The 21705-nt window shown below is 69.0% G+C and carries 18 protein-coding genes; 3 read left to right on the top strand and 15 right to left on the bottom strand.

Annotated features, from left to right (window positions below):
• Positions 1-83 precede the first annotated feature (83 nt).
• The 13 genes from Q7W02_05695 to Q7W02_05755 form a co-directional block, all read right to left on the bottom strand.
• Positions 84-848, bottom strand: coding sequence for an SDR family NAD(P)-dependent oxidoreductase (locus Q7W02_05695; protein ID MDO8475680.1), 765 nt, complete (start codon positions 846-848; stop codon positions 84-86).
• A 14-nt stretch (positions 849-862) separates the two neighbouring features.
• Complete coding sequence (locus tag Q7W02_05700; GenBank protein MDO8475681.1) at positions 863-2092, bottom strand: LLM class flavin-dependent oxidoreductase; 1230 nt, start codon at positions 2090-2092, stop codon at positions 863-865.
• Positions 2093-2137: 45 nt separating this feature from the next.
• Positions 2138-2941, bottom strand: coding sequence for an alpha/beta hydrolase (locus Q7W02_05705; GenBank protein ID MDO8475682.1), 804 nt, complete (start codon positions 2939-2941; stop codon positions 2138-2140).
• Positions 2938-4062, bottom strand: coding sequence for a hypothetical protein (locus Q7W02_05710; GenBank protein ID MDO8475683.1), 1125 nt, complete (start codon positions 4060-4062; stop codon positions 2938-2940). The genes Q7W02_05705 and Q7W02_05710 overlap by 4 nt, the downstream gene beginning before the upstream one ends.
• Entirely contained in the window at positions 4059-4787 is a 729-nt protein-coding gene (locus Q7W02_05715) for an iron-containing redox enzyme family protein (GenBank protein MDO8475684.1), read from the bottom strand. The genes Q7W02_05710 and Q7W02_05715 overlap by 4 nt, the downstream gene beginning before the upstream one ends.
• Before the next feature lie 11 nt (positions 4788-4798).
• Positions 4799-5947, bottom strand: coding sequence for an amidohydrolase family protein (locus Q7W02_05720; GenBank protein MDO8475685.1), 1149 nt, complete (start codon positions 5945-5947; stop codon positions 4799-4801).
• Between the two features lie 33 nt (positions 5948-5980).
• Positions 5981-6919, bottom strand: coding sequence for an NAD(P)-dependent oxidoreductase (locus Q7W02_05725; protein MDO8475686.1), 939 nt, complete (start codon positions 6917-6919; stop codon positions 5981-5983).
• A 9-nt stretch (positions 6920-6928) separates the two neighbouring features.
• Positions 6929-7258 (bottom strand): carboxymuconolactone decarboxylase family protein, encoded by a 330-nt coding sequence (locus tag Q7W02_05730; protein MDO8475687.1) that lies wholly within the window; start codon positions 7256-7258, stop codon positions 6929-6931.
• 22 nt (positions 7259-7280) lie between these two features.
• A complete protein-coding gene (locus Q7W02_05735; GenBank protein MDO8475688.1) occupies positions 7281-8036 on the bottom strand; it encodes an N-acyl homoserine lactonase family protein in 756 nt (251 codons plus the stop codon).
• A gap of 121 nt (positions 8037-8157) precedes the next feature.
• Complete coding sequence (locus tag Q7W02_05740) at positions 8158-9117, bottom strand: TauD/TfdA family dioxygenase (GenBank protein MDO8475689.1); 960 nt, start codon at positions 9115-9117, stop codon at positions 8158-8160.
• A gap of 12 nt (positions 9118-9129) precedes the next feature.
• Positions 9130-9435, bottom strand: coding sequence for a hypothetical protein (locus tag Q7W02_05745; GenBank protein ID MDO8475690.1), 306 nt, complete (start codon positions 9433-9435; stop codon positions 9130-9132).
• Between the two features lie 42 nt (positions 9436-9477).
• Positions 9478-12288, bottom strand: coding sequence for an insulinase family protein (locus tag Q7W02_05750; GenBank protein ID MDO8475691.1), 2811 nt, complete (start codon positions 12286-12288; stop codon positions 9478-9480).
• A 178-nt stretch (positions 12289-12466) separates the two neighbouring features.
• Complete coding sequence (locus Q7W02_05755) at positions 12467-13225, bottom strand: hypothetical protein (GenBank protein MDO8475692.1); 759 nt, start codon at positions 13223-13225, stop codon at positions 12467-12469.
• Between the two features lie 329 nt (positions 13226-13554).
• Here Q7W02_05755 and Q7W02_05760 point away from each other — a divergent pair, with 329 nt between their 5' ends.
• Entirely contained in the window at positions 13555-14610 is a 1056-nt protein-coding gene (locus Q7W02_05760; protein MDO8475693.1) for an isocitrate/isopropylmalate family dehydrogenase, read from the top strand.
• A 13-nt stretch (positions 14611-14623) separates the two neighbouring features.
• Here the strand turns inward: Q7W02_05760 and Q7W02_05765 are convergent, their stop codons facing one another.
• Together Q7W02_05765 and Q7W02_05770 are read right to left on the bottom strand one after the other, a co-directional pair.
• On the bottom strand, positions 14624-16669 hold the full coding sequence (locus Q7W02_05765) for a hydantoinase B/oxoprolinase family protein (GenBank protein ID MDO8475694.1): 2046 nt from the start codon (positions 16667-16669) through the stop codon (positions 14624-14626).
• On the bottom strand, positions 16666-18720 hold the full coding sequence (locus Q7W02_05770) for a hydantoinase/oxoprolinase family protein (protein ID MDO8475695.1): 2055 nt from the start codon (positions 18718-18720) through the stop codon (positions 16666-16668). Before Q7W02_05770 ends, Q7W02_05765 begins: the two co-directional genes overlap by 4 nt.
• Positions 18721-18802: 82 nt before the next feature.
• Here Q7W02_05770 and Q7W02_05775 point away from each other — a divergent pair, with 82 nt between their 5' ends.
• The gene (locus Q7W02_05775) at positions 18803-20134 is read left to right on the top strand and encodes an aminotransferase class III-fold pyridoxal phosphate-dependent enzyme (protein MDO8475696.1); all 1332 of its coding nucleotides are present in this window, start codon (positions 18803-18805) and stop codon (positions 20132-20134) included.
• Positions 20131-21696, top strand: a complete 1566-nt coding sequence (locus tag Q7W02_05780) for an ABC transporter substrate-binding protein (protein ID MDO8475697.1) — start codon at positions 20131-20133, stop codon at positions 21694-21696. Before Q7W02_05775 ends, Q7W02_05780 begins: the two co-directional genes overlap by 4 nt.
• Positions 21697-21705 lie beyond the last annotated feature (9 nt).

Genomic DNA, 21705 nt, shown 5'->3' on the forward strand with positions numbered 1-21705 from the left:
ACTCCGTCCTCTCGATGGGTTGGGGTCATCACTCCAAGTGAAGCCCGGTACTCTAGCACGAAAGACGGGGCGGGGAGATCGGGTCAGATGCCTCCGGTCACGTCGATGGTGACGCCGGTGACGAAATCCGCGTCGCTCGAGGCGAGGAAGCAGATCACCCGCGCCTGGTCCCGGGCCTCGGCCATGCGGCGCAGCGGCGTGCGCGCGATCTCCCGCGCCTGCTCCTCCGGCGTCCGCTTCTCCCAGAGCGGCCGGATGCGCTCGGTCAGCGTCATGCTGGGGGCGATCGCGTTGACCGTGATGCCGAAGGGCCCCAGCTCGTGCGCCAGCTTCGTCGTGAAGGCGATGATGCCGCCCTTGGCGGCCGCGTACGCGCTGCTGCTGCTCGGGCTGATGCCGCGGCCGGCGATGGACGCGATGTTCACGATCTTGCCGCTCCGCTGCCGCTTCATGACCGGCACTACCGTGCGGCAGCCGAGAAACGTGCCCTCGAGGTTGAACGCGATGAGGCGCTGCCAGTCGTCGAGCGTGAGCTCGTCCACCGTGGCGGCGGGCCGGGGGATGATGGTACTCCCGCCGACCGCGTTGAGGAGGATGTCGATGCGTCCGAGCTCGCGGACCGTCTGCTCGACCACGGCTTCGACTTGCTTGGGGTCGAGCGCGTCGGCCCTGCGGGCGTGAGCGCGCCCTCCCGCGGCATTGATCGCGGCCACCGCCGCGTCGAGCCTGCCCTCGTCGGTGTCCACGGCAACGACGGTGCCGCCCTCGGCGCCGATGATCCCGGCCGTGGCCCGGCCGATCCCGGCCGCCGCCGCCGTGATGAGTGCCACCTTCCCGTCGAAGCGCATCGTCGATCTCCTCCTCAGGCCGCGGCCGACGCCGGCCCTTGAGCAAAGGCGATGCTCACCGGAGCATCGGCCTCGAATGGACTCAGGAGGCCGAGCTCCTTACCCATCTCGCGGACCGCGGGGAGCACTTCCTGCCCCAGCAGGCGTATGCAGGCGGCGGCATCCTCGTTGCTGACGAAGCCGTCACTCGTCCAGAAGCCTAGGATGGACGGGCGCGTCTCTTCGAGCAATCGGCGGAGCTTCTTGATGACGGTCTTCGGCGTCCCGGCGATGATCTGCTGATCCCGGACCTGGTCCTCGAACTCCGCCCCGCGGGGGTTCGCGCGGCGACCCACCGCGTATTCGACGAACGCCTTGCGGTACGACGGCGAAAAGTAGCCCGAAGGGCTCGACCACACCGGATGGGCGAGACCGGTGAATTCTCCCTGCATCCACATGAACTGCCGCGCATTGGCCATCGCCTTCTCCTCGGTCTCGGCGACATGGCAACGCTGAAGGTAGCCGCGGTTCTCCGGCCCTGACGTATACCCCGCCTCGGCGGCGACCGAGTCGTACAGCTCCCAGATCTTCTTCGTCGCGTCGATCGCGGTGCTGAGCGCGATGTACGGGTAGCGCTGGCGCGCCGCCCAGACGATGGTCTCCTTGCTCACCACGCCCGGGATCCACACGCGCGGGTGCGGCTTCTGGAGCGGGACCGCCCACGGGTTCACGACCCGGTGCTGGTAATGGGCACCTTCCCAGCGAAACGGCCCCGGCTGCGTCCACGCGCGGACGATCAGCTCGTGCGCCTCCTCGAACCGCTCGCGATTGTAGGCCGGGTTGACGCCTGCGGCGAGCTGCTCCTGACCGCCGCCACGGACGAAACCCGAGACCAGGCGGCCCCGGGAGATCATGTCGATCATGGCCAGTTCTTCAGCGAGGCGCACCGGGTTGTCGGCCAGGGGCAGCGGGTTGCCGAGCAGCACCAGCTTCACGCGCTTGGTCATCGCGGCAAGGATAGACGCGAAGACGTTGCACTTGGCCTGCATGCAGAACGGCGCGTTGTGGTGCTCGTTCAGCATGATGCCGTCGAAGCCCACTTCCTCGGCCAGCCGGTAGTGCTCCAGGTACTCGTTGTAGAGCCGGCTGCCGGCAACGGGATCGAAGTGCTTGTTCGAGAACATCAGGGCCGTGGCGCCGAACTTCAGCCCCTCGTCGGCCGGATACGCCGACATCGGCTGCTCGGTGAAGTACATGAGATGCATGCGGGTCTCCCGGTCAGTATCGGGCCTCAGCGGGCCCGTCCGTCCTCACGGCTCGGCGGCGAACTCCACGATGAGCCTGGCGAGGGCCTCAGGCTGCTCCATGTCGACGAAATGACCCGACCCGGGGACGACGGCCAGGCGGCTCCGCGGCAGCGCCCGCGCGTACGCCTCGCCGCACTCCGGCGGCACGATCTTGTCGCCGCGCCCCCAGACGATCAGCGCGGGCGCCTTCACCCCGCCCAAGAGATGCGGCAGCGTCGGGTTGTACATATACGGCTTCCATGCGATCCGGAACGTCATCTCCCGGTTCAGGTCCCACTGCTCAAGCCGTTCCGTCGGCGGCTCGGCGCCGAACAGGCGGTCGAAGACGCCCTGGTCCTCGAAGCCGGCGCGGACATAGTCGATGTAGCTCACGAGCGCCTGGTCGAGAATCTCGCCGTGGACCGGCTTCACGCCCATCGCGCCGACCAGGACGAGCCGCCGGAAGGCCTGGGGGGACATCGTCGCCATCTCGGCGGCAATCCAGCCGCCGAAGCCCAAGCCGACCAGGGACACGTTCGCCACGTTGATCGTCGCGAGGAGCGACTGGTAGGTGACGGCAACGTCCCGGACGCTGCGCATCCAGCTCGGACGCTCCGACCCATCGTAGCCCGGATGCGACGGGACGTAGACGGTGAACCGCCGCGCCAAGGCGTCGTAAAAGGGCAGGCGCTCGAGGCTCCCGATGTCGTGGGGCAGCACGAGCAGTGGGTCACCGGCTCCGCCCTTCCGGAGGCGAAGCGTCGCCCCTGCCACCTGAATATCTTCCGTGGACCAGTCCATGTCGGTCGTGGCGGTCACAGGGCTCACGCGCGTTCCAGGATGTGGAGCCCGCGGCCGCGGTCGATCAGGTAGAGGAGCCCGCGGTCGTCCACCTCCACGTCATTGCTGGACACGCGGGAGTGTCCCTCCGGCGGCTCGGGGAGGAAGTGCGCGGCTTCGCGCGGCGCGTGCGGGTCGGCGATGTCCACGATGCGGAGACCGTGGGCGAACCAGGCGACCGGGATCTCCGTCCCCGTCACGCGCTCGCACGGCTGATGGCAGCCGGTGAACTCGGGCTGCGCGAGCCCCGCCAAACCGTCGAGCTGAAAGCTCGCGAAGGGCATCGGCCGGCGCTCGACGGTGATGTCCACCAGCCACAGGAAGGACGGCGGACCGGGCTCGAGCTTCGCCACGTCCTCGTCGGCCGCGATCATGATCCGGCGGCCCCGCAGCGGAAACGGCAGCGGCAGCGCCGTGTGCGTCGGGGTGATGAACGGCGGGCTCCAGTCGAGCCCAGAGACGAACGTCGGCTTGGACATGTCCTCGATGTCGAGGATGACGAAGCCGCCGTGCCAGTAGCTGACGTAGAGCCGGTTGCCGAGGCGGATCGGATGGTGGCAGCGGTGCTGGCGCCCGGCCCACGACGGCGTCTCACCGCCCGCGGTCCACTGCCCCGGCATCCACCAGCGCCCGATTTCAAGCGGCCGGGCCGGGTCGGCCAGGTCGAGGATCATCACGATGTTGCCGACGTAGCCGTCCATCTCGGGGGAGATGTAGGCGTAGCGCCCGTCGAAGGTGAAGCGGTGGACCCCTGCGCCGCCGCACTGCCAGAAGGTGATCTCGCGCGGCCGGCTCGGATTCGACACGTCGTAGATGCCGAGCCCGCCGACGGTTCCAGGCGGCGGCTGGTGCGCGGGCTGACGTTCCCGGTTCACGAGCATGAGGCCGTTGGCCGCGCGGACCTTGTGGGAATGCGTGCCGGCCGGGACCTCGAGCGTGGCAAGCTGCCTGGGCGCGGCGGGATCGCTCACGTCCACCACGCTTGTGCCGTGGGGCGCTTTCATGTGGGCGATGTAGGCGACGTTCCGGTCGACGACCACCTGCCCGCCCCCCGGGCAGTCGAAGTAGCCGACCTGCTGGAGGCCCTGCGCGCTCGCGGGAGGCTTCACGCGCGGGGGCGGACGAATGCTTCGAGCAACCCGTCGGCGCAGATGCGGCGCGCCGTGATCGCGCGCCGCATGCCGAGGAGACCCCGCGCCTGGTCCGCGTCCGTGACGGCCAGCTTCTCGAGGATGCGTACGGCGCGGTCGGCGTGGTCGCCCTCCACCTCCATGTGGACGTAGTAGAAATCCAGCGTGGATGCGGGGACGCCGTAGTGCTTCTCCATCGCGTGGGCCATCCGCTGCATGTGGATCGGGTTGATCGACTCGGTGGCGATGTTCCCGCCGCAGAGCGCCTCGATCGTCGAGGAGCGCTGCAGGAGGAACAGCTCGTCCTTTTCGATGATCGTCGTCGGCAGGTACTCTGTGTTGAAGATCTCCTCCCGCGTGAGGCCAAGGGCCTCGCACAGCCTGACGAAGAGGAAGGCGTGCGCGGTCCGCTTGCCGCCGACGGTGTCCTCGCCGCCCTCCTCGACGACCAGCGGGATCAGCTGCCGCTGGCGCTCGAGGTCTTCCCACGTGGGCGTGTAGCCGCCGACGGAGATGATCTTCCAGGCTGCGTGCCGGAGCGTGTCGAGGAAGAAGCAGCCCTGCTGGCGGATCACGCTCTGGAGCTGGGCCCGGCTCAACTCGCCGTCGTAGATCATCCGGAAGAGCGGATGGTGCAGCCACGGGTGCGTCTCCTGCGCCTCCTTCAGGAGGGTCCTGGCGAACTCGGCCGGCGGCAGTGCCATGGGGCGCCTTCCTAGCGCAGGTTGTAGAGCTTAATGACGTTCTCGGAGGTGATCTTGCGGCGCACGCCCTCGGACAGCATGCCGAGGTTTTTCTCGATCGTCCGCCGGGACTCGGGCCAGATGCAGTCGGGGTGCGGGTAGTCGGCGCCCCAGATGATGTTGTCCACGCCCACGAGCGGGATGATCGGCTCCATGTACTTGTCTTGCTGATAGGTCGTAAAGCCCTGGCGCCGGAAGTAGTCACTGGGCTTCATGGAGAAGCCGAGGGCGCGCCCGCGGTCCTCGTACTCCGTATCGAGCCGGTCGAACACGTACGGCAGCCACGTCACCCCCGACTCACCGAGGACGAACTTGAAGTCGGGATACTTCTCGCAGGCGCCCGAGGCGATCAGCGACACGAACACTTCCATCGTGTCGAGCTGGAAGAGTGCCGACCGCACGAGTCGCCACTGGAGCGTGTACTCCTTCTCCATCTCCGGGGTGTCGGGAGTGCGGAGGCCCTTGAAGCCGGTCGAGTGGAACGAGATCGGGAAGCGGCACTCGGCCGCGGCTTCCCACAAGGGATACCAGTCATGGTGGTAGAGCGGCAGGCTCATGCGCTTGAAGGCGAGATCCCCGCCCTTGAGCCCCATCGCGGCGCAGCGGCGCACTTCCTCGGCCGCGACGCGCGGGTCGTTGTTGGGGATGATGGCCAGCGGGAAGATCCGGGTCGGGTCGGCGCGCTTGGCGAAGTCCACGGCCCAGTCGTTGTAGATCCGGTTCGCCCAGGCGCGCTGGTCACCGTTAGCGATCATTTCGTTGATCATCAGGCAGCCGTAGACGATCTCCGCGTCGAGCCCATCCCTGTCGAGGTCGGCCAGCCGCAGCTCGGGCGTGGTCGGCCTCGGCTGGGCGCCGCGCCGGTTGTCCCACTCGAACCCAATGGCCTTCATCTCATCGATGTGGCCGAACATGCCCTTCTGGTACTTCAGGAACCCGGGCCCGACCCCGTTCCACATCCCCTTGTCCTGCGCCTCCACGAACCAGTGCAGGCCGTCCTCCAGCTCTTCCACGCGAGGAACCTGGAGCTTCCACTTGGACGGCGCCTGCGAGGACCACAGGTCAGGAGGGCAGTAGGTCAGGTCGATATGGTTGTCGCCCGAAATGAGTCGCTCTGGCATCCCGCCCTCCTTGGCTGTGTGGTAGGCAGGAGCCTACCCCGTGAGCCCCGCCCGTTCAAGCGCTTCGCGGAGGCGCTCCTCCTCGACGCGCACCTGGACGCCGGCGCGCTCCTCCTGGAGCGTCATGGTGATGCGCGAGTCCCGCTCGCCCCAGCCGCGGTTCAGCGCTTCCGTCATCTCGGCGAGCGTCAGGTTCGCCAGGCGCATCGGGACGCCCTGCTCGCGGCCGAGTTCGGTGGCGAGGAAGACGTCCTTGTGCGCCAAGCGGAGGGCGAAGTTGGGCGGATCGTACTTGCCGCGGAAGAACTGGTGCGGCGTCCGGTCAAAGGTCCGCTGGCGCCCGGTCGCGCCCTGGCGCACCGCCTCCCAAAGCGCGAGCGGCTCGACGCCGGCCTTCACACCGAGCGTGAAGACCTCCGCCAGAGCGGTCTGGACGGCGTACCCGGCGCAGTTGTGGACGAGCTTGGTGACGGAGCCCGCGCCTATGGGACCAACGTACATCGGCTGGTCGCCGATGGCGTCGAGCACCGGCTTGTACTTTTTGAACACGGCCTCGTCGCCGCCGACCCAGAGCGCGAGCTTGCGGGTGCGCGCTCCGCTCGGCCCTCCGCTCACGGGCGCGTCGAGCAGATGCACGGCCTTCTCGGCGAAGACGGCGTGCACGCGCCGAACCATCTTGGGGGAGTTCGTGGTCAGGTCGAAGTAGACCTTACCCGCGGCCATCCCGCTGAGCAGGCCGTCTTTCCCGAGCGCAACCGACTCCATCTCGGGCGGGCCGGGCAGCGAGGTCATCACCACTTCGACGGCCTCGGCGAGCTTGCGCGGCGTATCGGCCCACACCGCGCCCGCCTTAAGGTGGGGCGCCGCCGCCTCGCGCTTGATGTCGTGGACAACCAGCTCGTGGCCGGCCTTGATCAGATTCGACGCCATGCTGGTGCCCATGATGCCCAGCCCGATGAACCCGACTTTCATCGCGATCTCCTATTTCTTGCCGTCGAAGACGTGCGTTGCGATGCGCGCCGCCGTCATGGCGGTGGGCCAACCGGCATAGAACGCCATGTGCGTGATCACTTCACCGATCTCGTCCTTCGTCACGCCGTTCGCCAGCGCGCGCTCGATGTGCCCCTTCAGCTGGTCACCGCGGTACATCGCCGTGAGCGCGGCCACGGTGATGAGGCTCCTGTCTCGCTTGGACAAGCCGGGGCGCTCCCAGATGTCCCCGTAGACCACCTTCTCGGTCAGCTCGATCAGCTTGGGGACGACCCCGCGAACTTCCTCCCTCGCTGGTGATGCGGCTGCGGGCGTAGCCATGTCTTACCTCCTTGGTTGGCGTTCAGGCGATCTTGATGATGCCGGGCTCGACCTGCTGGAAGCGGTCGGCCACGAGCGGGTCGTGGCCCGCGACGATCAGCTTCTCCTTGCCGGCCAGCGCGTGGATGGTCTCGAAGGCGTCGAGCATCTCGGGCAGGTTGGTGATGATCTGCACGGGCTGGCGCGTCTCCACGTTGTGGTAGAAGTGCGAGGCGTCCGAGGTGAGGACGACCGTGCCGCGCTTGGTCTCGACGCTGACGATCTGCAGCCCCGCGGTGTGGCCGCCGACCCTGTGCACGCGGAGCCCGGGAAACACCTCGCGGTCGCCGTCGAGGAACTTGACGCGGTTGGCGTAGTTCAGCGTCACGAGCCCGGCCAGCGCATTGACGTTGGCCGAGCCCCGGAAGGCCGGCGTCCCGCCGTATTTCCCCGTCCAGAACGCGGCCTCCTCCTGCTGGATCCAGAACTCCGCGTTGGGGAAGAGGCTGTGGCCCGCCCAGTGGTCGTAGTGCAGGTGCGTGATGAGCGAGATGGGCACGTCGGCGGCCTTGATCCCCGCGCGCTCGACCATCGACGCCGGGGTGACGTAGTTGCGCATGCCGCGCGACTTGGCCTCGTCGTCAAGGAAGCCCGTGTCCACGAGGACGGGCTGCGGGCCGCCCAGAATCAGCCAGACGAAGTAGTGAAGCGTGAGCTTGTCGTGTGACGCCTCGCGGTAGAAGAACTGGCACTTCGTCGTGTCCCGTTCCGAGTACTTGAGCGCGTAGACCTCGTACATGGATGTCCCTCCCAGAACCGGGAGTCTACCCTATCCCGGCTGCGTCAGGGAGCGGTCGGGAGAGCCGCCGGTCCGCTGCCCTCCCGCGCCGCGCGCCTGACCCCGTTCGCCCCTGCCGGCGCTACGCGTGGAAGGTCTGCCGGCCCTCGTTGCGGTTCCACAGGCGGAGCAGGTGGCGCTTGCGCTCGGGGTCGGCGGCGTCGCGAAACGGTGTCCGGCTGTGGGCGAAGAGCCAATTGTTCAGATACTGGAGCTGGCCCTTCTCGATCGTGAACTCCACCCACAGCGCCGGCGAGTTCAGGACGGCGCTCATGGCAGCCAAAGCTTCGCGCCCGCCATCGTCGAGCGCGGTCCCCGTCAAGCTTTCGGCGTTCTCGATGAGGCTCTGGTTGTAGCGGCAGCGCAGGCCCGAGGCTGTGGGCTCGAACACCGGCTGATGGGCGACCTTGGAGTCATCCGGCGCGTGCTCGGCCTGCCGGTCCCAGGGGAAGGGCGCGTACAGGCGGCGGAGCAGCTCCGGCTGCCGCTGCTCGAGCTCGTCGTGCGCCGTCTGCAGGCTCACGAAGCGGCTCAGGCCCCCTTCGAGCGCCGGATGCAGGCAGAGCAGCCCGACGAGCTCGGGCGGCTCCGCCAGCCACGGCGCGTCCGTGTGAAATTGAAGATCGAGATTCGTCACGGACCGCCGCACTCCGTAGGTCAGGGCGCGGCCGGTGTCCCGGACGTCGTAGAGCATGGTGCCGTCCCACTTCTGCGCCACGAGGCGTCCCAGGAGGGATCCGAGGAGCCACCCGAGAGCCCGGTTCTCCTCCGCCGAGAAGCGCTCGACGGGAACCCGATCGAGCACTGCCAGCCCGATCCCATCGCGAAGCTGCCGCGCGACGGCCGCCATGACCTCGCGGCACTGCGGCAGCGCGAACTGGATCGGGGACAGAAGCAGGGTCGGCAGGGGCTCGCGCCGCAGTCTGTGCACGACCGACTCGATCTCATCCACGGCGCCCGCAGGCAGCGGCACGAGCCAACCCGAGGGGGAGAGGGTGCTTCGGACCCACGCGTGGCGGTCGGAGGTGTTGGCGGGCGACATCGTCAGGCTATCCTACGTGGACTTGGCTTTTCTGATCTCGGCGATCTTGCGGTCGCGATCGCTCGTCAACCGCTCCTGGTCGCGCCGCAGCTCCTCGTTCAGCTTGTCCACCTCTTCGTGGGTCCGGGCGGCGGCCATTGCGGCCTGGTGAAGGATCTCGCGCTCGGCGGCTTTCGCCTGGTGGAACTGGCGGGCCTCGGCGATGGCGGCCTTCTGCTTGGCGGTGAGCGGGCGCTCCTCGACGCTCTGCTCCTTGTCCTTCTGGCGGAGGCGCTCCATCGCCAGCTCGTAGGCGCTCTTCGGGGCGTCGTCGCTCATGACTCGGTAGTGTACCAGAGGCCGTCCGGCCCCAGGGGCGGCTTACGGTCGCGGGGTGATGACGAAGCGGAAGCGTGCGTCGGGCCGGCCGTAGCGGGCGAAGGCCTCCTGGATCTCCCGGCCGGTGAAGCGCTGGTACTGGGCAGGGGCGTCGAGGAGATCGTCGAGGCCGAGTGCGCGGTAGTCGAGCGTCGAGAGCCTGTTCAGCCAGAAATTCGGCGTCTTGAGCGTCTCGCCGAGGAAGTTCGCCATCTGCTTCTTGACCACGGCAAGCTCGTCGGGCGTCGGCCCGTCCTTGGCGAAGTCGGCGAACATCTCCTCAATCGCAGCCGCCAGCGCCGGCGCCTTGCCGGGGTCGGTCGGGGCGATCGCCGCGAAGAGCCCGAACCCGGGATAGACCACGGACGGCTCGGAGGACGCGCCGATGCTGTAAACAAGCTGCCTCTCCTCCCTGATGGACTTCGTCATGCGCGTGGTGAGCACGCGCGAGGCCACGTTGAGCAGCCGCGTGTCGCGCACGTCGCGGAGGTCGGCGCCGAAGAAGCCGGCAAGGACGCCGGCCTGGGGCGTCAGCACCTCGATCGACTCCGTGACGCTGATCGGCCCTTGCGGGCGGGGGATGGCGCGGAGATCCGCGAGCGTCTTGTCGCTGATGCGCGGCCGCGCGGGCAGCGCGCCCAGGTACTTCGCCGCAAGGCGCGTGGCCGTATCCCGATCGACGTCCCCGACCACGGCCACCTCGATGGGCGCCTCCGTGATGAGGCGCCGGAGCCACGCCTGCGCGGCCGGGCGCGTGATCGCGCGCACCTGCTCGACGGTCAGCGGCCTGGCCCGGACTTCGCCCGGCGGATAGATGGCCGCCACGCTCGTATCCACCAGCACGTGCATCGGCTGGCTCTTCCGCTGGTTGATCCGCTGCACCTCAGCATCCCTCCACTGCTCGAGCGCCGGCTGCTCGATGAGCGGATCGGTCAGCAGGAGATAGGCCAGCTGGAGCCCGCGCTCGAGCTCGGCGGCATCGCCGGAAACCGTCAGCGTCACGGTGTCTCCCGTCGCCGCGCCGTGCACGCGCACCTTCGCTCCCGTCATCAGGTCCCGGATCTGCGTGCTCGACAGCCGGCTCGTCGCCGGGCGGTCCCAGGCGCGCAGCGCCGCCTCAGTGATCCCGCGGTTCGCCGCCGTCTCCTGGATCGGCCCCCCGGCCAGCGTGATCGCGATGCTCGCCTCGTTCTTCCGCTGATCCATGTGGCGGTGGTGCACGCGCACGCCGGTGTCGAGCCACATCGACGTTACGCCGCTCGCCGTGTGCGGCAGGCTCTCGGCCACGGCGCCGCCGCGGGGCACGGCGGCCAGGAGCGTCGTCGCCCGCGCCACGTCCACCGGCTTGCCGGGTCTGACGGCGACGGCGGCCCGGCCGAGCGGGAGGAACTGGGCCTCGCTCGGCACCTCGTCACTCGCGGGAAGCTCGGCGATGAACATGGCGCGGCTCGGATCGAAAGCGGCGGCGAAGGCATCCGAGACCTCGCGGGCCGTGATGCCGGGCAGCAGGCGCTGGAGGAGTGCCTGCTTCTGGGCCGCCGACATCGGCCGGCTCCCGCGGGTGACATCCCCGTTGAGCTGGCGCAGCACCTCCCGCGCCGGGCGCGTCGCCTCCCGCCGCACGCCCTCCTCCGCATCGGCGAGGAGCGCCACGCGCGCGTCCTGCACCTCGCGCTCGGTGAAACCGTGGAGCCGGGCGCGCTGCAGAGCGATCCCGAGGTCCTTCAGCATGGTCCGCCACGTCCTCGGCAGGCCCGAGGCTTCAAGCGAGATCATCCGCATCGTGCCGGGCCACTCCTGGACCGACGCGGCCGCTTCGAGGAAAGAGGCGCGGCCCGCCGCGATCTCTGCGCTCGTCCGGCGGTCGAACGCCCACATGCCGATCCGATCGATCAGCTCGCGCCGCTCCCGGCCGACGGTTGTCACCGGACCCCGCGGCGGCTCGAGCCTCAGAATCGAGACATCAGCCCGGGTCAGCTCGGGGTCGGTGACCACGATGGTGCGCGGCCCCGCTGTCGGCTTGACCCCCGCATCGCGAGGCGTCGGCTTCGGTACCGCGGGGGCGCCGCCGAACTGCTGCGCGATGACGTCGGCGACCATGGCGGGGTCCGTGTCGCCCACCACGATCAGCGTCATGTTGCTCGGCACGTACCAGTACGAGTAGTAGTCCTGGAAGTCCGGGCGCGTCACCGACTTGATCGTCTGCTCGATGCCGATCGGCAGCCGCCGGCCGAGCGTCGATTCGGGCGCGAGCCGCTCGTAAATCTGGTCCTGCACCCGCTGGCGTGCGCCCGAGCGCGCGCGCTTCTCCTCGAGGATGACCTGGCGCTCGCTGTCGATCTCGGCGGGCGCAAGGCTCATGCGCGTGGCGATGTCCGCCATGTACAACATCCCCTTCTCGACGAGGTCGCGTCCCCCGCCCGGCAGGGTCAGCGTGTACGTGGTCTGGTCGAAGCCGGTGAACGCGTTCTGGTCGCGCCCGAAGGCCATGCCCAGCGACTGGAAGAAGGGCACGACCGAGCCCGGCGGAAAGTTGGCGGTGCCGTTGAACGCCATGTGCTCGAGATAGTGGGCGAGACCCCGCTGCACTTCGGTCTCGTTGAGCGAGCCCGAGGCGACGTGGAGCCAGATGCCCACGCGGCCCTCGGGGTTCTTATGCGGGCGGATGATGTAGGCGAGCCCGTTGGGCAGGGTGCCCGTCACAAGGGCCGGATCGGTCGGCAGCTTCTCATCGGCGAGCGACGCCGCCCGGGCCGGAACCAAGGGCAGCAGCTGGAGCACCACCGTCATCACCAGGACCAGGACCGCACGCATGGGTCACCTCCCTCCCCACTAAGCTACACCCCGGGTGTAAGAAACCCGTGAGAGCGACATGAAGAGTGTCTCATGCCGCGTTTGCACTTGCCCATGCCCTTCGCCGCGAGCCTGGAACAAGAAGAGGCCCCGGAGATGACATCTCCGGGGCCTCGGTGTTTCTACGTCTAGGCTGCTGTTACTTCAGGATCGCCAGCGCGGCCTTCGCCTTGTCGGTGGCCAGCGTCATGTTGCCGGACTTGCACGCGGCCTCGGCCTCCTTCACCAGCGAGGCGGCCTTCGTCATGTCAGCGCGAGGAGCCTGGGCCGTAGTGGTAGACCCAGTGGCCGTCCGAGGAGACTGGACATCCTGGTTACCACGGGGCGACTGGATGTTCTGGTTGCCGCGGGGCGACTGCACGTCCTGGTTACCGCGGGGCGACTGGACGCTCTGGTTGCCGCGAGGCGACTGGACATCCTGGTTACCGCGGGGCGACTGGATGTCCTGGTTACCGCGAGGAGACTGCACATCCTGGTTACCGCGGGGCGACTGCACGTCCTGGTTGCCGCGGGGCGACTGGATGTTCTGGTTACCGCGAGGCGACTGGATGTCCTGGTTACCGCGAGGAGACTGCACATCCTGGTTACCGCGGGGCGCCTGCATGGCATCGGTCGAACGCGCGCCGGCCAGCGACCGCGGAGCCTGGACGTCCTGGCTGCCGCGAGGAGACTGCACATCCTGGTTGCCGCGGGGCGCCTGCATGGCATCGGTCGAACGCGCGCCGGCCAGCGACCGCGGAGCCTGGACGTCGTCGGGCTTCACCATCGCCGTCTTCTTGCTCAGCATGTCCTTCGCCTGGGCCACTTCGGCCGGGCAATTCGTCTGCGCCGTGCCCATGGCGGGCGACAGCGACAGCCCTACCGCTACGCTGAGAACCGCTGCGAAAAGCTTCTTCATGTGTTCTTCCTCTCTCTCTTGTTATGGGCCCTTGGTTCCGCCCGCCCCATCCGGCTCCCCACTGAGCCTGGGGCGTCCTTCTAAACTCGATCTCCGAGAATGCAGGAGCGGTGCCACGAGGATTTCAAGTTATTCAGCTATATAAAACAGATATTTACACAAGCGCAATGGAGGCATATACCGGCTCGCTACGGCGTTCTGCCCGAGCAGACCCGCGTCCGGCCGGCGGCAAACTGCCCCTGAATTCCCGACTTCGCTAGGGGGATTCCCCCCTTACGGGCCCGGGTGCTATGGTGCCCCCCACCATTAAGTATAGGGAGGCTCCCATCATGGCCATGAAGACCGTCGTTGCGCTGCCGGGCCAGGGCATCGGCCCCGAAGTCGTCGACACCACCTGCGATCTCCTGATGGGTACGGGTCTACCGCTCAAGATCCTGACCCCGCCCCAGGACAATCCCCTGCCCGAGGAAACCAAGCGCGCGGCCCGCGAGGCCGACGGCGTGCTCTTCGGCGCGGCCGGCCCTTCCACGAGTCACGTGGTCTGGTGGCTCCGCTGGGAGATGAGCGCGTGGGCCGGCATCCGGCCGATCCGTTTCTACCCTGGGATGCGCTCGCCGCTGGCCGACCCCGAGGGCATCGACTACATCCTTCTGCGCGAGAACAGCGAGGGCATCTACCCGGGCCGCGAGGGTGACCTGGCCGATCTGGTCAAGGTCATGCCCGACCTCTCCGACCGGACGGGTCGCAAGGTAAAGGACTACGGCACCGTGGGACGCTTCGCCGTAAAGGTGGTCACGCCGAAGGGCGCCGAGCGCATCGCCCGCTTCGCCGTCGAGCTGGCCCGCAAACGGAAGGCCCAGGGCAAGCCCGGCAAGATCACCTGCGTGACCAAGTCGAACGTCCTGCCCCGCACCGACGGGCTCTACCAGGAGACCGTCGAGCGCATCGTGCGCGAGGCGGGCGGGCTCCAGTTCGAGCACTTCCACGTGGACGATGCCGCGCGGCGCCTCGTGCGCTTTCCCCAGTCCATGGACGTCGTCCTGTGCATGAACCTGTACGGCGACATCCTGTCCGACCTCGGAGCAGAGACGGCAGGCGGGCTGGGACTCGCGCCGTCCGGCAACTTCGGCGACGGCTGGGCCTACTTCGAATCGGTCCACGGCTCGGCCCCCGACATCGCGGGGCAAGGCATCGCCAACCCTACCGCGACCATTCGCTCGGCCGCGCTCATGCTGGAACACATGGGGATGGGCGCCGAGGCCCAGCGGCTCGACGCCGCGGTGGGGCGCGTCTACCGCGACGGCAAGACGCTGACGCCCGACCAGGGCGGCACGGCCAAGACACGCGAGATGGCCCAGGCCGTCCTCGCGGCGTATCGGGGATAAGCGCGCGCTGCCCTCAGCGTTTCGCGGGGCCGCCGAGCGTCCCGCTGTGGACAGCGCGTATCTCGACCTCGGCTCCCTCGGCCAGCGCGAGCATGCGCAAGGCGACAGGCGGCACTTGGGCGACGCGGCCGTCGCCGGGAACCACGCTCTCGACCCAGGCCCGTAGCGGAGCGCCCGCCGGGTTCACCAGCTCGACCACGGCCCCCCCGCCCACACCGAGATGCGCGGCGGTGCCGGAGTCGAGACGGATGGCCCGCCCCCGCTCGGTCTCGAGGCCCGGCACAGCGGCGAGCCGCACTCGCGGCCGCGCGTCGCGCAGCGTGGCGCGGCGCCGGGCGCTCGCCTCGGCGTCGATCGCACCGTCGCGAAACACGACGCCATAGATCGCCTCCGCCGCCGCGGGGGTGACGTAGCCCTCGGCGAGGTCCGCGGTGACGGCATCGAGATCGCGCGTCAGAGCGTCGCCGAATCCGCCGCCGCCCGAGCTGTCCATCACCACCACGTCCTCAGGCTCGATGGGAAAACCGCCCACCTTGCCCGGCAGCGGCGAGGGTTCGATGGCGCGATCTCCCCGGCGCACCCAGAAGTGGTTCGTCGCGCCTGACGCGCCGCCGCTCACGCCGAAGGGCGGCAGCACCGCCTTCTCGGCGAGGACGGACAATTTGCTGCCCGCCGTCCGGATGCGCACCTCGCGCCTGAGCCCCAAGCCCCCGCGCCACCGGCCGGGCCCGCCGGAGTCCTCGCGCAGCGCGGTGCGCTCGATGCGCACCGGGTAGAGCTGCTCCACGGCCTCGATGGGCTGGAGCGTGGTCATGTCGCTCTCGGTCCACGTGCGCACGGAGTTGTTGCCGTCGCCGTCCGCGTGGGCGCCCGTCCCGCCCGCGGGATACTCGTAAAAGATGAACGTCTCGCCGGTGCGCGGGTCGGGTCCGCCGACATAGCAGTGGTTGCCGCCGCCCTTGAGATCTCCGGTCACGCGGCCGCCGAGGGCCTGGCCGAGCGCGCCCATCACCGCCGTCTCGACGCAGTACTTCACCTCGACCATGCCGCCGCAGGGCGCGGGCAGGTTGGCGTTGACGATGGTGCCGGGCGGAGTGATCACGGTGAGCGGGCGGAAGGCGCCCGAGTTGACGTCGCTGCCCGGGTCGAGAAAGGACTTGATGATGGTGAACGCGCCCGTCGGCGCCATGGCGGGGCCGACGTTAGTAGGCCCCGCGGTCTGCGGTGACGTGCCGGTGAGGTCGACGGTGATGGCATCGCCCGCGACGATCACCTGGGCGCGCACCGTGAGCGGCTCGAGCCGCTCGCGCCCGCTCTCGAGGTGCGCCTCGTAGACGTAGGTGCCGTCGGGCAGCTCCCCGATGGCGTGACGCATGCGCGCCTCGGCCCGGTCCATCAGCTCCGCCACGGCCTCGCGCACCGTCGCCGCGCCGTAGCGCGCGGCCAGCGCCTCGATGCGCTCCGCCGCCTTCCGGCAGGTGCCGATCATGGCCTGGAAGTCGCCCTGCCTCTCGCGGAGCCCCCGCATGTTGGCGAAGATCAGCTCGAGCGCGGCGTCGTTGGGGCGGCCCCGGTCCACGATCCGGATCGGGGGAATGCGGACGCCCTCCTGGAAGATCTCCGTCGCCCCGCCGGAGAGGCTGCCCGGGCTCATCCCGCCGACGTCGCCCCAGTGGGCGCGCACCACCGGGAAGACGAAGAGCTCGGCGGCGCCGTTCTCTCCGGGAGCGAAGAGCGGGAAGATCATCGCCACGTCGTTCAGATGGGTACCGCCGGTATACGGATCGTTGTGCAGGAAGATGTCGCCAAGGTGGATGTCGTCGCCGAACTTCTCGCGGACCGCGTGCATCGACCATGCGATGGGCACGATGTGGAGCGGGTGGTCCTGGCCCTTGGACATGGCCACGATCTGGGCGTGGCCGTCCATGAGGACGCAGGAGAAGTCCTCGCCCTCGTAGAGGATGGACGAGTACGCAGTGCGCACCAGGGTGACGCGCATCTCCCGCACGATCGAGACGAAGGTCTCGCGCAGGACCTCGAGGGTGATGGGATTGATCATCCCGCGGCCTCCCGCTCGAGCATGATGTTGCCGTGCGCGTCGACCGCGCCGGCCCAGCCCGGGAGCAGCACCGTGGTCGCGCCGAACTCCTCCACGATGGCAGGGCCGGCGAGGCGCGCGCGCTCGGGCAGGCGCTCCCGCTCCCAGACGGGACAGTCCACGGGCGCGCCCCCAAACCATATGGGGCGCCGTTCGATCAACACCTGGTCCATCGAGGCGCTGGCGCTCCGGTAGCGATCGGCGGCGGGCTTGGCGACCAAGCCATAGGCGGTGAGCCGCGCGTTGACCAGCTCGATCGTCCCGGCGCGGTTCTCGTGGCCGTACACGGCCCGGTGCTCCCGGTGGAAGGCATCCTCGATCGCCTCCAAGCCCGCGGCCTTGTCGAGATCACTTGCCGCGCCGATATTCAACTCGAACGCCTGGCCGCGGTAGCGCAGGTCGAGCGAGCGGAGCACCCGCTGCGCCTCCGGGCCGAAGCCCTCCAGCTCGAGCTGACGTCGCGCCCCCGTCTCCATCTCGGCAAACAGCGCGTTGACCACCAACGCCCGCTCCCGGAGCGGGCCGACGCGCGTCCGGACGTCGTCGTGCTTGATGTCCGAGGCGAGGAGGCCCAACGCCGAGAAGTTTCCCGGATAGCGCGGGACCAGGACTCGCGGGATGCCGATCTCCTCGGCGAGGGCCATCGCGTGCATGGGGCCGGCGCCGCCGAAGGCGATCAGGGTGAAGTCGCGCGGGTCGTGGCCGCGCTGGATCGAGATCTCGCGGATGGCCGACGTCATCCGCGCCACGGCGATGCGGATGATGCCCTCGGCCAGCGTCTCGACGTCGAGTCCTCCGATGCGGCGGGCCAGCGCGGCGACGGCCTCGCGCGCCCGGCCGGGGTCGATCGTGATGCTGCCGCCGAGCCGCCGGCTCGTCCCGATGCGCCCCAGCACCACGTTCGCGTCGGTGACCGTGGGCTCCGTACCGCCGAGACCGTACGCCGCCGGCCCGGGAGACGCGCCCGCGCTCCTGGGGCCGACCTGGAGGCTCCCGTCAAGATCGAGCCACCCGATCGAGCCCCCGCCGGCGCCCACGGTGTGCATATCGATCTGCGGCACCTTGACGGGGAAGGCGCCCACCATGCTGTCCGAGGTCATCACCGGCGTGAGGTCTCGGACGAGGCAGACGTCGGTGGAGGTCCCGCCCATGTCGTACGTGATGAAATCGCGAATCCCTGTGACCGCTCCCAGGTGGCAGGCCTGGCTCACGCCGCCGGCGGGCCCGGAGAAGATGGTCCGGATGGGCAGGCGCCGCGCCGTCTCGGTGGTCATCATGCCGCCGGAGGAGCCGACGGTGAGGACGCCATGCGTGTAGCCGGCCGCGAGCAGGCGCTCGTCGAGCCCGGCGAGGTAGACGTCCATCAACGGCTGGAGGTAGGCGTTCAGGACCGTGGTCGAGAAGCGCTCGAACTCGCGGTACTCCGCCACGACGTCGGCCGAGCAGGACACGGGCAGGCCGGGGCGCTTGCACTTCGCCGCGTCCGCGATCGCGTGCTCGTGCGCCGGGTTGAGATACGCGTGAAGCAGGCAGACGGCCACCGCCTCGGCCCCGGTGGCGAGGGCGGCGTCGAGCGCGCGGTCCACGCTCGCCATGTCGAGCGGCACCAGCACCGAGCCGTCGGCGTTGAGCCGCTCCGTCACCTCGAACCGGCTCTTGCGGTCGACCACCGGCTTGGGGCGCACGAAGGTCGGCACGAAGAGCGCGGGAATATTGCGCTTGGTGCGGCCGATCTCGATGAGGTCGCGGAAGCCCGCGGTCGTGAGGACCGCGACGGGAGCGCCCCGGCGCTCGAGCACCGCATTGGTGCCGACCGTCGTCCCGTGGACCACCCGCCGAACGTCGCGGCTCTCGATGCCCAGGGCACGGAGGCCGGTGAGGACTGCCGCCGCCTCGCGGCGCCGCTCCGACGGCACCTTGGTGACCACCACGCGGCCGGTGGCCTCGTCGATCGCGGTGAGATCGGTGAAGGTGCCGCCCACGTCGATGCCGATCAGGAACATGGCCGGCATGATAGCAGAGGCGTCAGATGGTGTTGGGGCGTGCGTTTCAGGGAAAGACGGCATAGAATGCCCCCCTCAGAGGAGGTAGACCATGGCCGAGACGACGAGAACCCGATCCGCCCGAGAAACCGAACTGCTGGAGCACGCCAAGCGGCGCCTGCCCGGCGGCGTGCTGGGCACGTCCCGGTACGCGGAGGACGCCGCCTTCGTCGTCAAGCACGGCAAGGGCTCGAAGATCTACGACGTGAGCGGGCGCGAGTACATCGACTACGTCCTCGCCTCGGGCCCGCTCATCCTCGGCCACGCGCATCCGGCGGTGGTCGCCGCGGTGCGCGCGCAGATCGAGGGCGGCACCACGTACTTCATGGTCAACGAGCCCATCATCCAGCTGGCCGAGGAGATCTGCCAGGCGGTGCCGTGCGCCGAGCAGGTGCGCTTCACCTCCACGGGCTCGGAGGCCACCTTCTTCGCCCTGCGCGTGGCTCGCACGTATCGCCAGCGCGACAAGATCCTGAAGTTCGAGGGCGGCTACCATGGCGCCCACGACTACTCCATGATGAGCTCGGCCCCGCGCTCGCCCAAAGCCTTCCCCGCTCCCGTGCCCGACTCGTCCGGCATCCCCCACGCGCTCGAGGCCGAGGTGCTGATCGCGCCGTTCAACGATCTCGGCACGGTGGAGGGCATCATCGCCACGCACGCCGACGAGCTGGCCGCGGTCATCGTCGAGCCGTTTCAGCGCCTGGTGCCGCCCCAGCCCGGCTTCCTGCAGGGGCTGCGAGAGATCACCCGCCGCCACGGCGTGCTCCTCGTCTTCGACGAGGTGGTCACGGGATTTCGCCTGGCCTACGGCGGCGCCCAGGAGTATTACGGCGTCGTGCCCGACCTCGCCGCCGTCGGCAAGATCGTGGGCGGCGGCTTCCCGCTGGCCGCCGTGTGCGGCCCCGAGGAGTTGATGCGCCCGTTCGACCCGGAGTACGACGGCAAGGGAGATTTCATCTCCCAGTCCGGCACGCTGAACGGCAACCCGATTGCCGCCGTGGCCGGCCTCGCCACGCTCGCCGAACTGCGCAAGCCCGGCGCGTACGACACCATCTTCGCCACCGGCAAGCGCCTCATGGCCGGCCTGGGCGAGCTCGTGCAGAAGGCGGGATTGCCCGCCCAGGTGGTGGGCGAGCCCGTGGTCTTCGACGTCCTCTTCACCGATGAGCCCGTGGTGGACTACCGCTCGGTCCAGAAGGCGGACGGCGCGCTCGCCAAGGCCTTCACCACCGAGCTGATCAAGCGCGGCGTGGTGAAGAACACGCAGAAGATGTACATGTCGCTCGTGCATGGAGCGGACGACGTGACCAAGACGCTCGAGGCCTGCGAGGACGCGCTCAAGGTGCTGCCCAAGAAGAAGACCCGGGACGGAGGATCTCGATGACCACAGCACGTCGCGCGCTCGCTTCGATCGCCACTCTCGCGCTGGCCCTTGGCCTCATCTCCGGGGCGGTTGGAGCACAACCCGCCGGCACGCTCCTGGTCGGGCTCGTCGCCGAGCCGGTGAACCTCGACCCCGCGCAGGTGACCGATCTCAACTCGAACCGCGTGGGCCGCCGCATCGTCGAGGGCCTCGTGACCTTCCCCGATGAGAGCACACAAGTCGTGCCGGGCCTCGCGGAGTCGTGGGCGATCTCGAAGGACGGCCTCCAGTACACCTTCAAGCTCCGGAGCGGCGTCACGTTCCACGACGGCACGCCGCTCAACGCGGAAGCCGTCAAGTTCTCCATCGAGCGCCAGATCAACACCGAGCACCCGGCCTACAAGCTCGGCAAGTACCCCTTCGCCAACTACTTCTTCGGCAACGTCAAGGCCGTCGAGGTGCTGAGCAGCGAGCGCGTGGCCTTCCTCCTCAAGGAGCCGCGCGCGTCCTTCCTCGCCGTCCTGACTTCGGGCGCCGCCTCTATCGTGAGCCCGACGGCGGCGATGAAGTGGGGCCCCGACTATCCAAGCCATCCCGTGGGCACGGGACCCTTCCGCTTCGCCTCCTGGGATCGCGGCCAGCGCGTGGTCCTCGAGAAGAACCCGAGCTACTGGAAGTACCCGGTCAAGATCGAGCGCGTCATCTACCGGCCGATCGTGGAAGACCAGGCGCGCCTGACGGAGCTCCTCACGGGCCAGCTCGATCTGATCGTCGGCGTGCCCGCGGACTTCGTCGGCCCGCTCGAGAAGGACCCGAAGGTGAAGGTCCTCAAGCAGACGGGCGCGCACGTCTGGTACCTCGGCATGAACAACCAGAAAAAGCCCTTCGACGACAAGCGCGTGCGCCAGGCCCTCAACTACGCCGTCAACAAGGACGCGATCGTGCGCGACGTGCTCAAGGGCACGGGCTCGCTCTCGAAGGGCCCCGTGCTGCCCGGCACGTGGGGCGCGGACGCCGCGCTCAAGGCCTATCCCTACGACCCCGAGCGCGCGAAGAAGCTCCTGGCCGAGGCGGGCTATCCCAACGGCTTCACGACCACGCTCTGGGTGCCGGAGTCGGGCTCGGGCATGCAGGCGCCCGTCGCCATGTCCACCGTGATGCAGTCGAACCTCAAGGCCGTCGGCGTCAACGTGACGCTCCAGACGATGGAGTGGGGCGCGTACCTGACCAAGCTGCGTTCGAAGGAGCAGGAGCTCTTCGCGCTGTCCTGGATGGCGGGCACGGAAGACCCGGACATGGTCATGTACCCGCTGCTCCATTCCAGCCAGTGGACGCCCGTCGGCCCGAACCGTGCGCTCTACAAGAACGCGCGCTTCGACGAGCTGCTCCAGCAGGCGCGCCTCACCACCGACCAGGCCAAGCGCGCCCAGCTCTACCGCGAGGCCCAGCGCATCTTGGTGGACGACGCGCCGTGGGTCTTCGTCGACCACGAGATCCAGATCGCCGCCTTCGCCAAGCGCGTGCAGGGCTTCAAGCTCCACCCGAGCTTCGACCTGCGCGTGGAGACGATCTCGCTCAAGTGAGCCCGCGCC

It is taken from the genome of Candidatus Rokuibacteriota bacterium, assembly GCA_030647435.1.
GTDB lineage: Bacteria > Methylomirabilota > Methylomirabilia > Rokubacteriales > CSP1-6 > AR37.

Excerpts from the sequence above, each read along its gene's own strand:
- Q7W02_05695 (MDO8475680.1), bottom strand. The coding sequence starts at position 848 with ATGCGCTTCGACGGGAAGGTGGCACTCATCACGGCGGCGGCGGCCGGG.
- Q7W02_05700 (MDO8475681.1), bottom strand. The coding sequence starts at position 2,092 with ATGCATCTCATGTACTTCACCGAGCAGCCGATGTCGGCGTATCCGGCC.
- Q7W02_05715 (MDO8475684.1), bottom strand. The coding sequence starts at position 4,787 with ATGGCACTGCCGCCGGCCGAGTTCGCCAGGACCCTCCTGAAGGAGGCG.
- Q7W02_05720 (MDO8475685.1), bottom strand. The coding sequence starts at position 5,947 with ATGCCAGAGCGACTCATTTCGGGCGACAACCATATCGACCTGACCTAC.
- Q7W02_05725 (MDO8475686.1), bottom strand. The coding sequence starts at position 6,919 with ATGAAAGTCGGGTTCATCGGGCTGGGCATCATGGGCACCAGCATGGCG.
- Q7W02_05730 (MDO8475687.1), bottom strand. The coding sequence starts at position 7,258 with ATGGCTACGCCCGCAGCCGCATCACCAGCGAGGGAGGAAGTTCGCGGG.
- Q7W02_05735 (MDO8475688.1), bottom strand. The coding sequence starts at position 8,036 with ATGTACGAGGTCTACGCGCTCAAGTACTCGGAACGGGACACGACGAAG.
- Q7W02_05740 (MDO8475689.1), bottom strand. The coding sequence starts at position 9,117 with ATGTCGCCCGCCAACACCTCCGACCGCCACGCGTGGGTCCGAAGCACC.
- Q7W02_05745 (MDO8475690.1), bottom strand. The coding sequence starts at position 9,435 with ATGAGCGACGACGCCCCGAAGAGCGCCTACGAGCTGGCGATGGAGCGC.
- Q7W02_05750 (MDO8475691.1), bottom strand. The coding sequence starts at position 12,288 with ATGCGTGCGGTCCTGGTCCTGGTGATGACGGTGGTGCTCCAGCTGCTG.
- Q7W02_05755 (MDO8475692.1), bottom strand. The coding sequence starts at position 13,225 with ATGAAGAAGCTTTTCGCAGCGGTTCTCAGCGTAGCGGTAGGGCTGTCG.
- Q7W02_05760 (MDO8475693.1), top strand. The coding sequence starts at position 13,555 with ATGGCCATGAAGACCGTCGTTGCGCTGCCGGGCCAGGGCATCGGCCCC.
- Q7W02_05765 (MDO8475694.1), bottom strand. The coding sequence starts at position 16,669 with ATGATCAATCCCATCACCCTCGAGGTCCTGCGCGAGACCTTCGTCTCG.
- Q7W02_05770 (MDO8475695.1), bottom strand. The coding sequence starts at position 18,720 with ATGCCGGCCATGTTCCTGATCGGCATCGACGTGGGCGGCACCTTCACC.
- Q7W02_05775 (MDO8475696.1), top strand. The coding sequence starts at position 18,803 with ATGGCCGAGACGACGAGAACCCGATCCGCCCGAGAAACCGAACTGCTG.
- Q7W02_05780 (MDO8475697.1), top strand. The coding sequence starts at position 20,131 with ATGACCACAGCACGTCGCGCGCTCGCTTCGATCGCCACTCTCGCGCTG.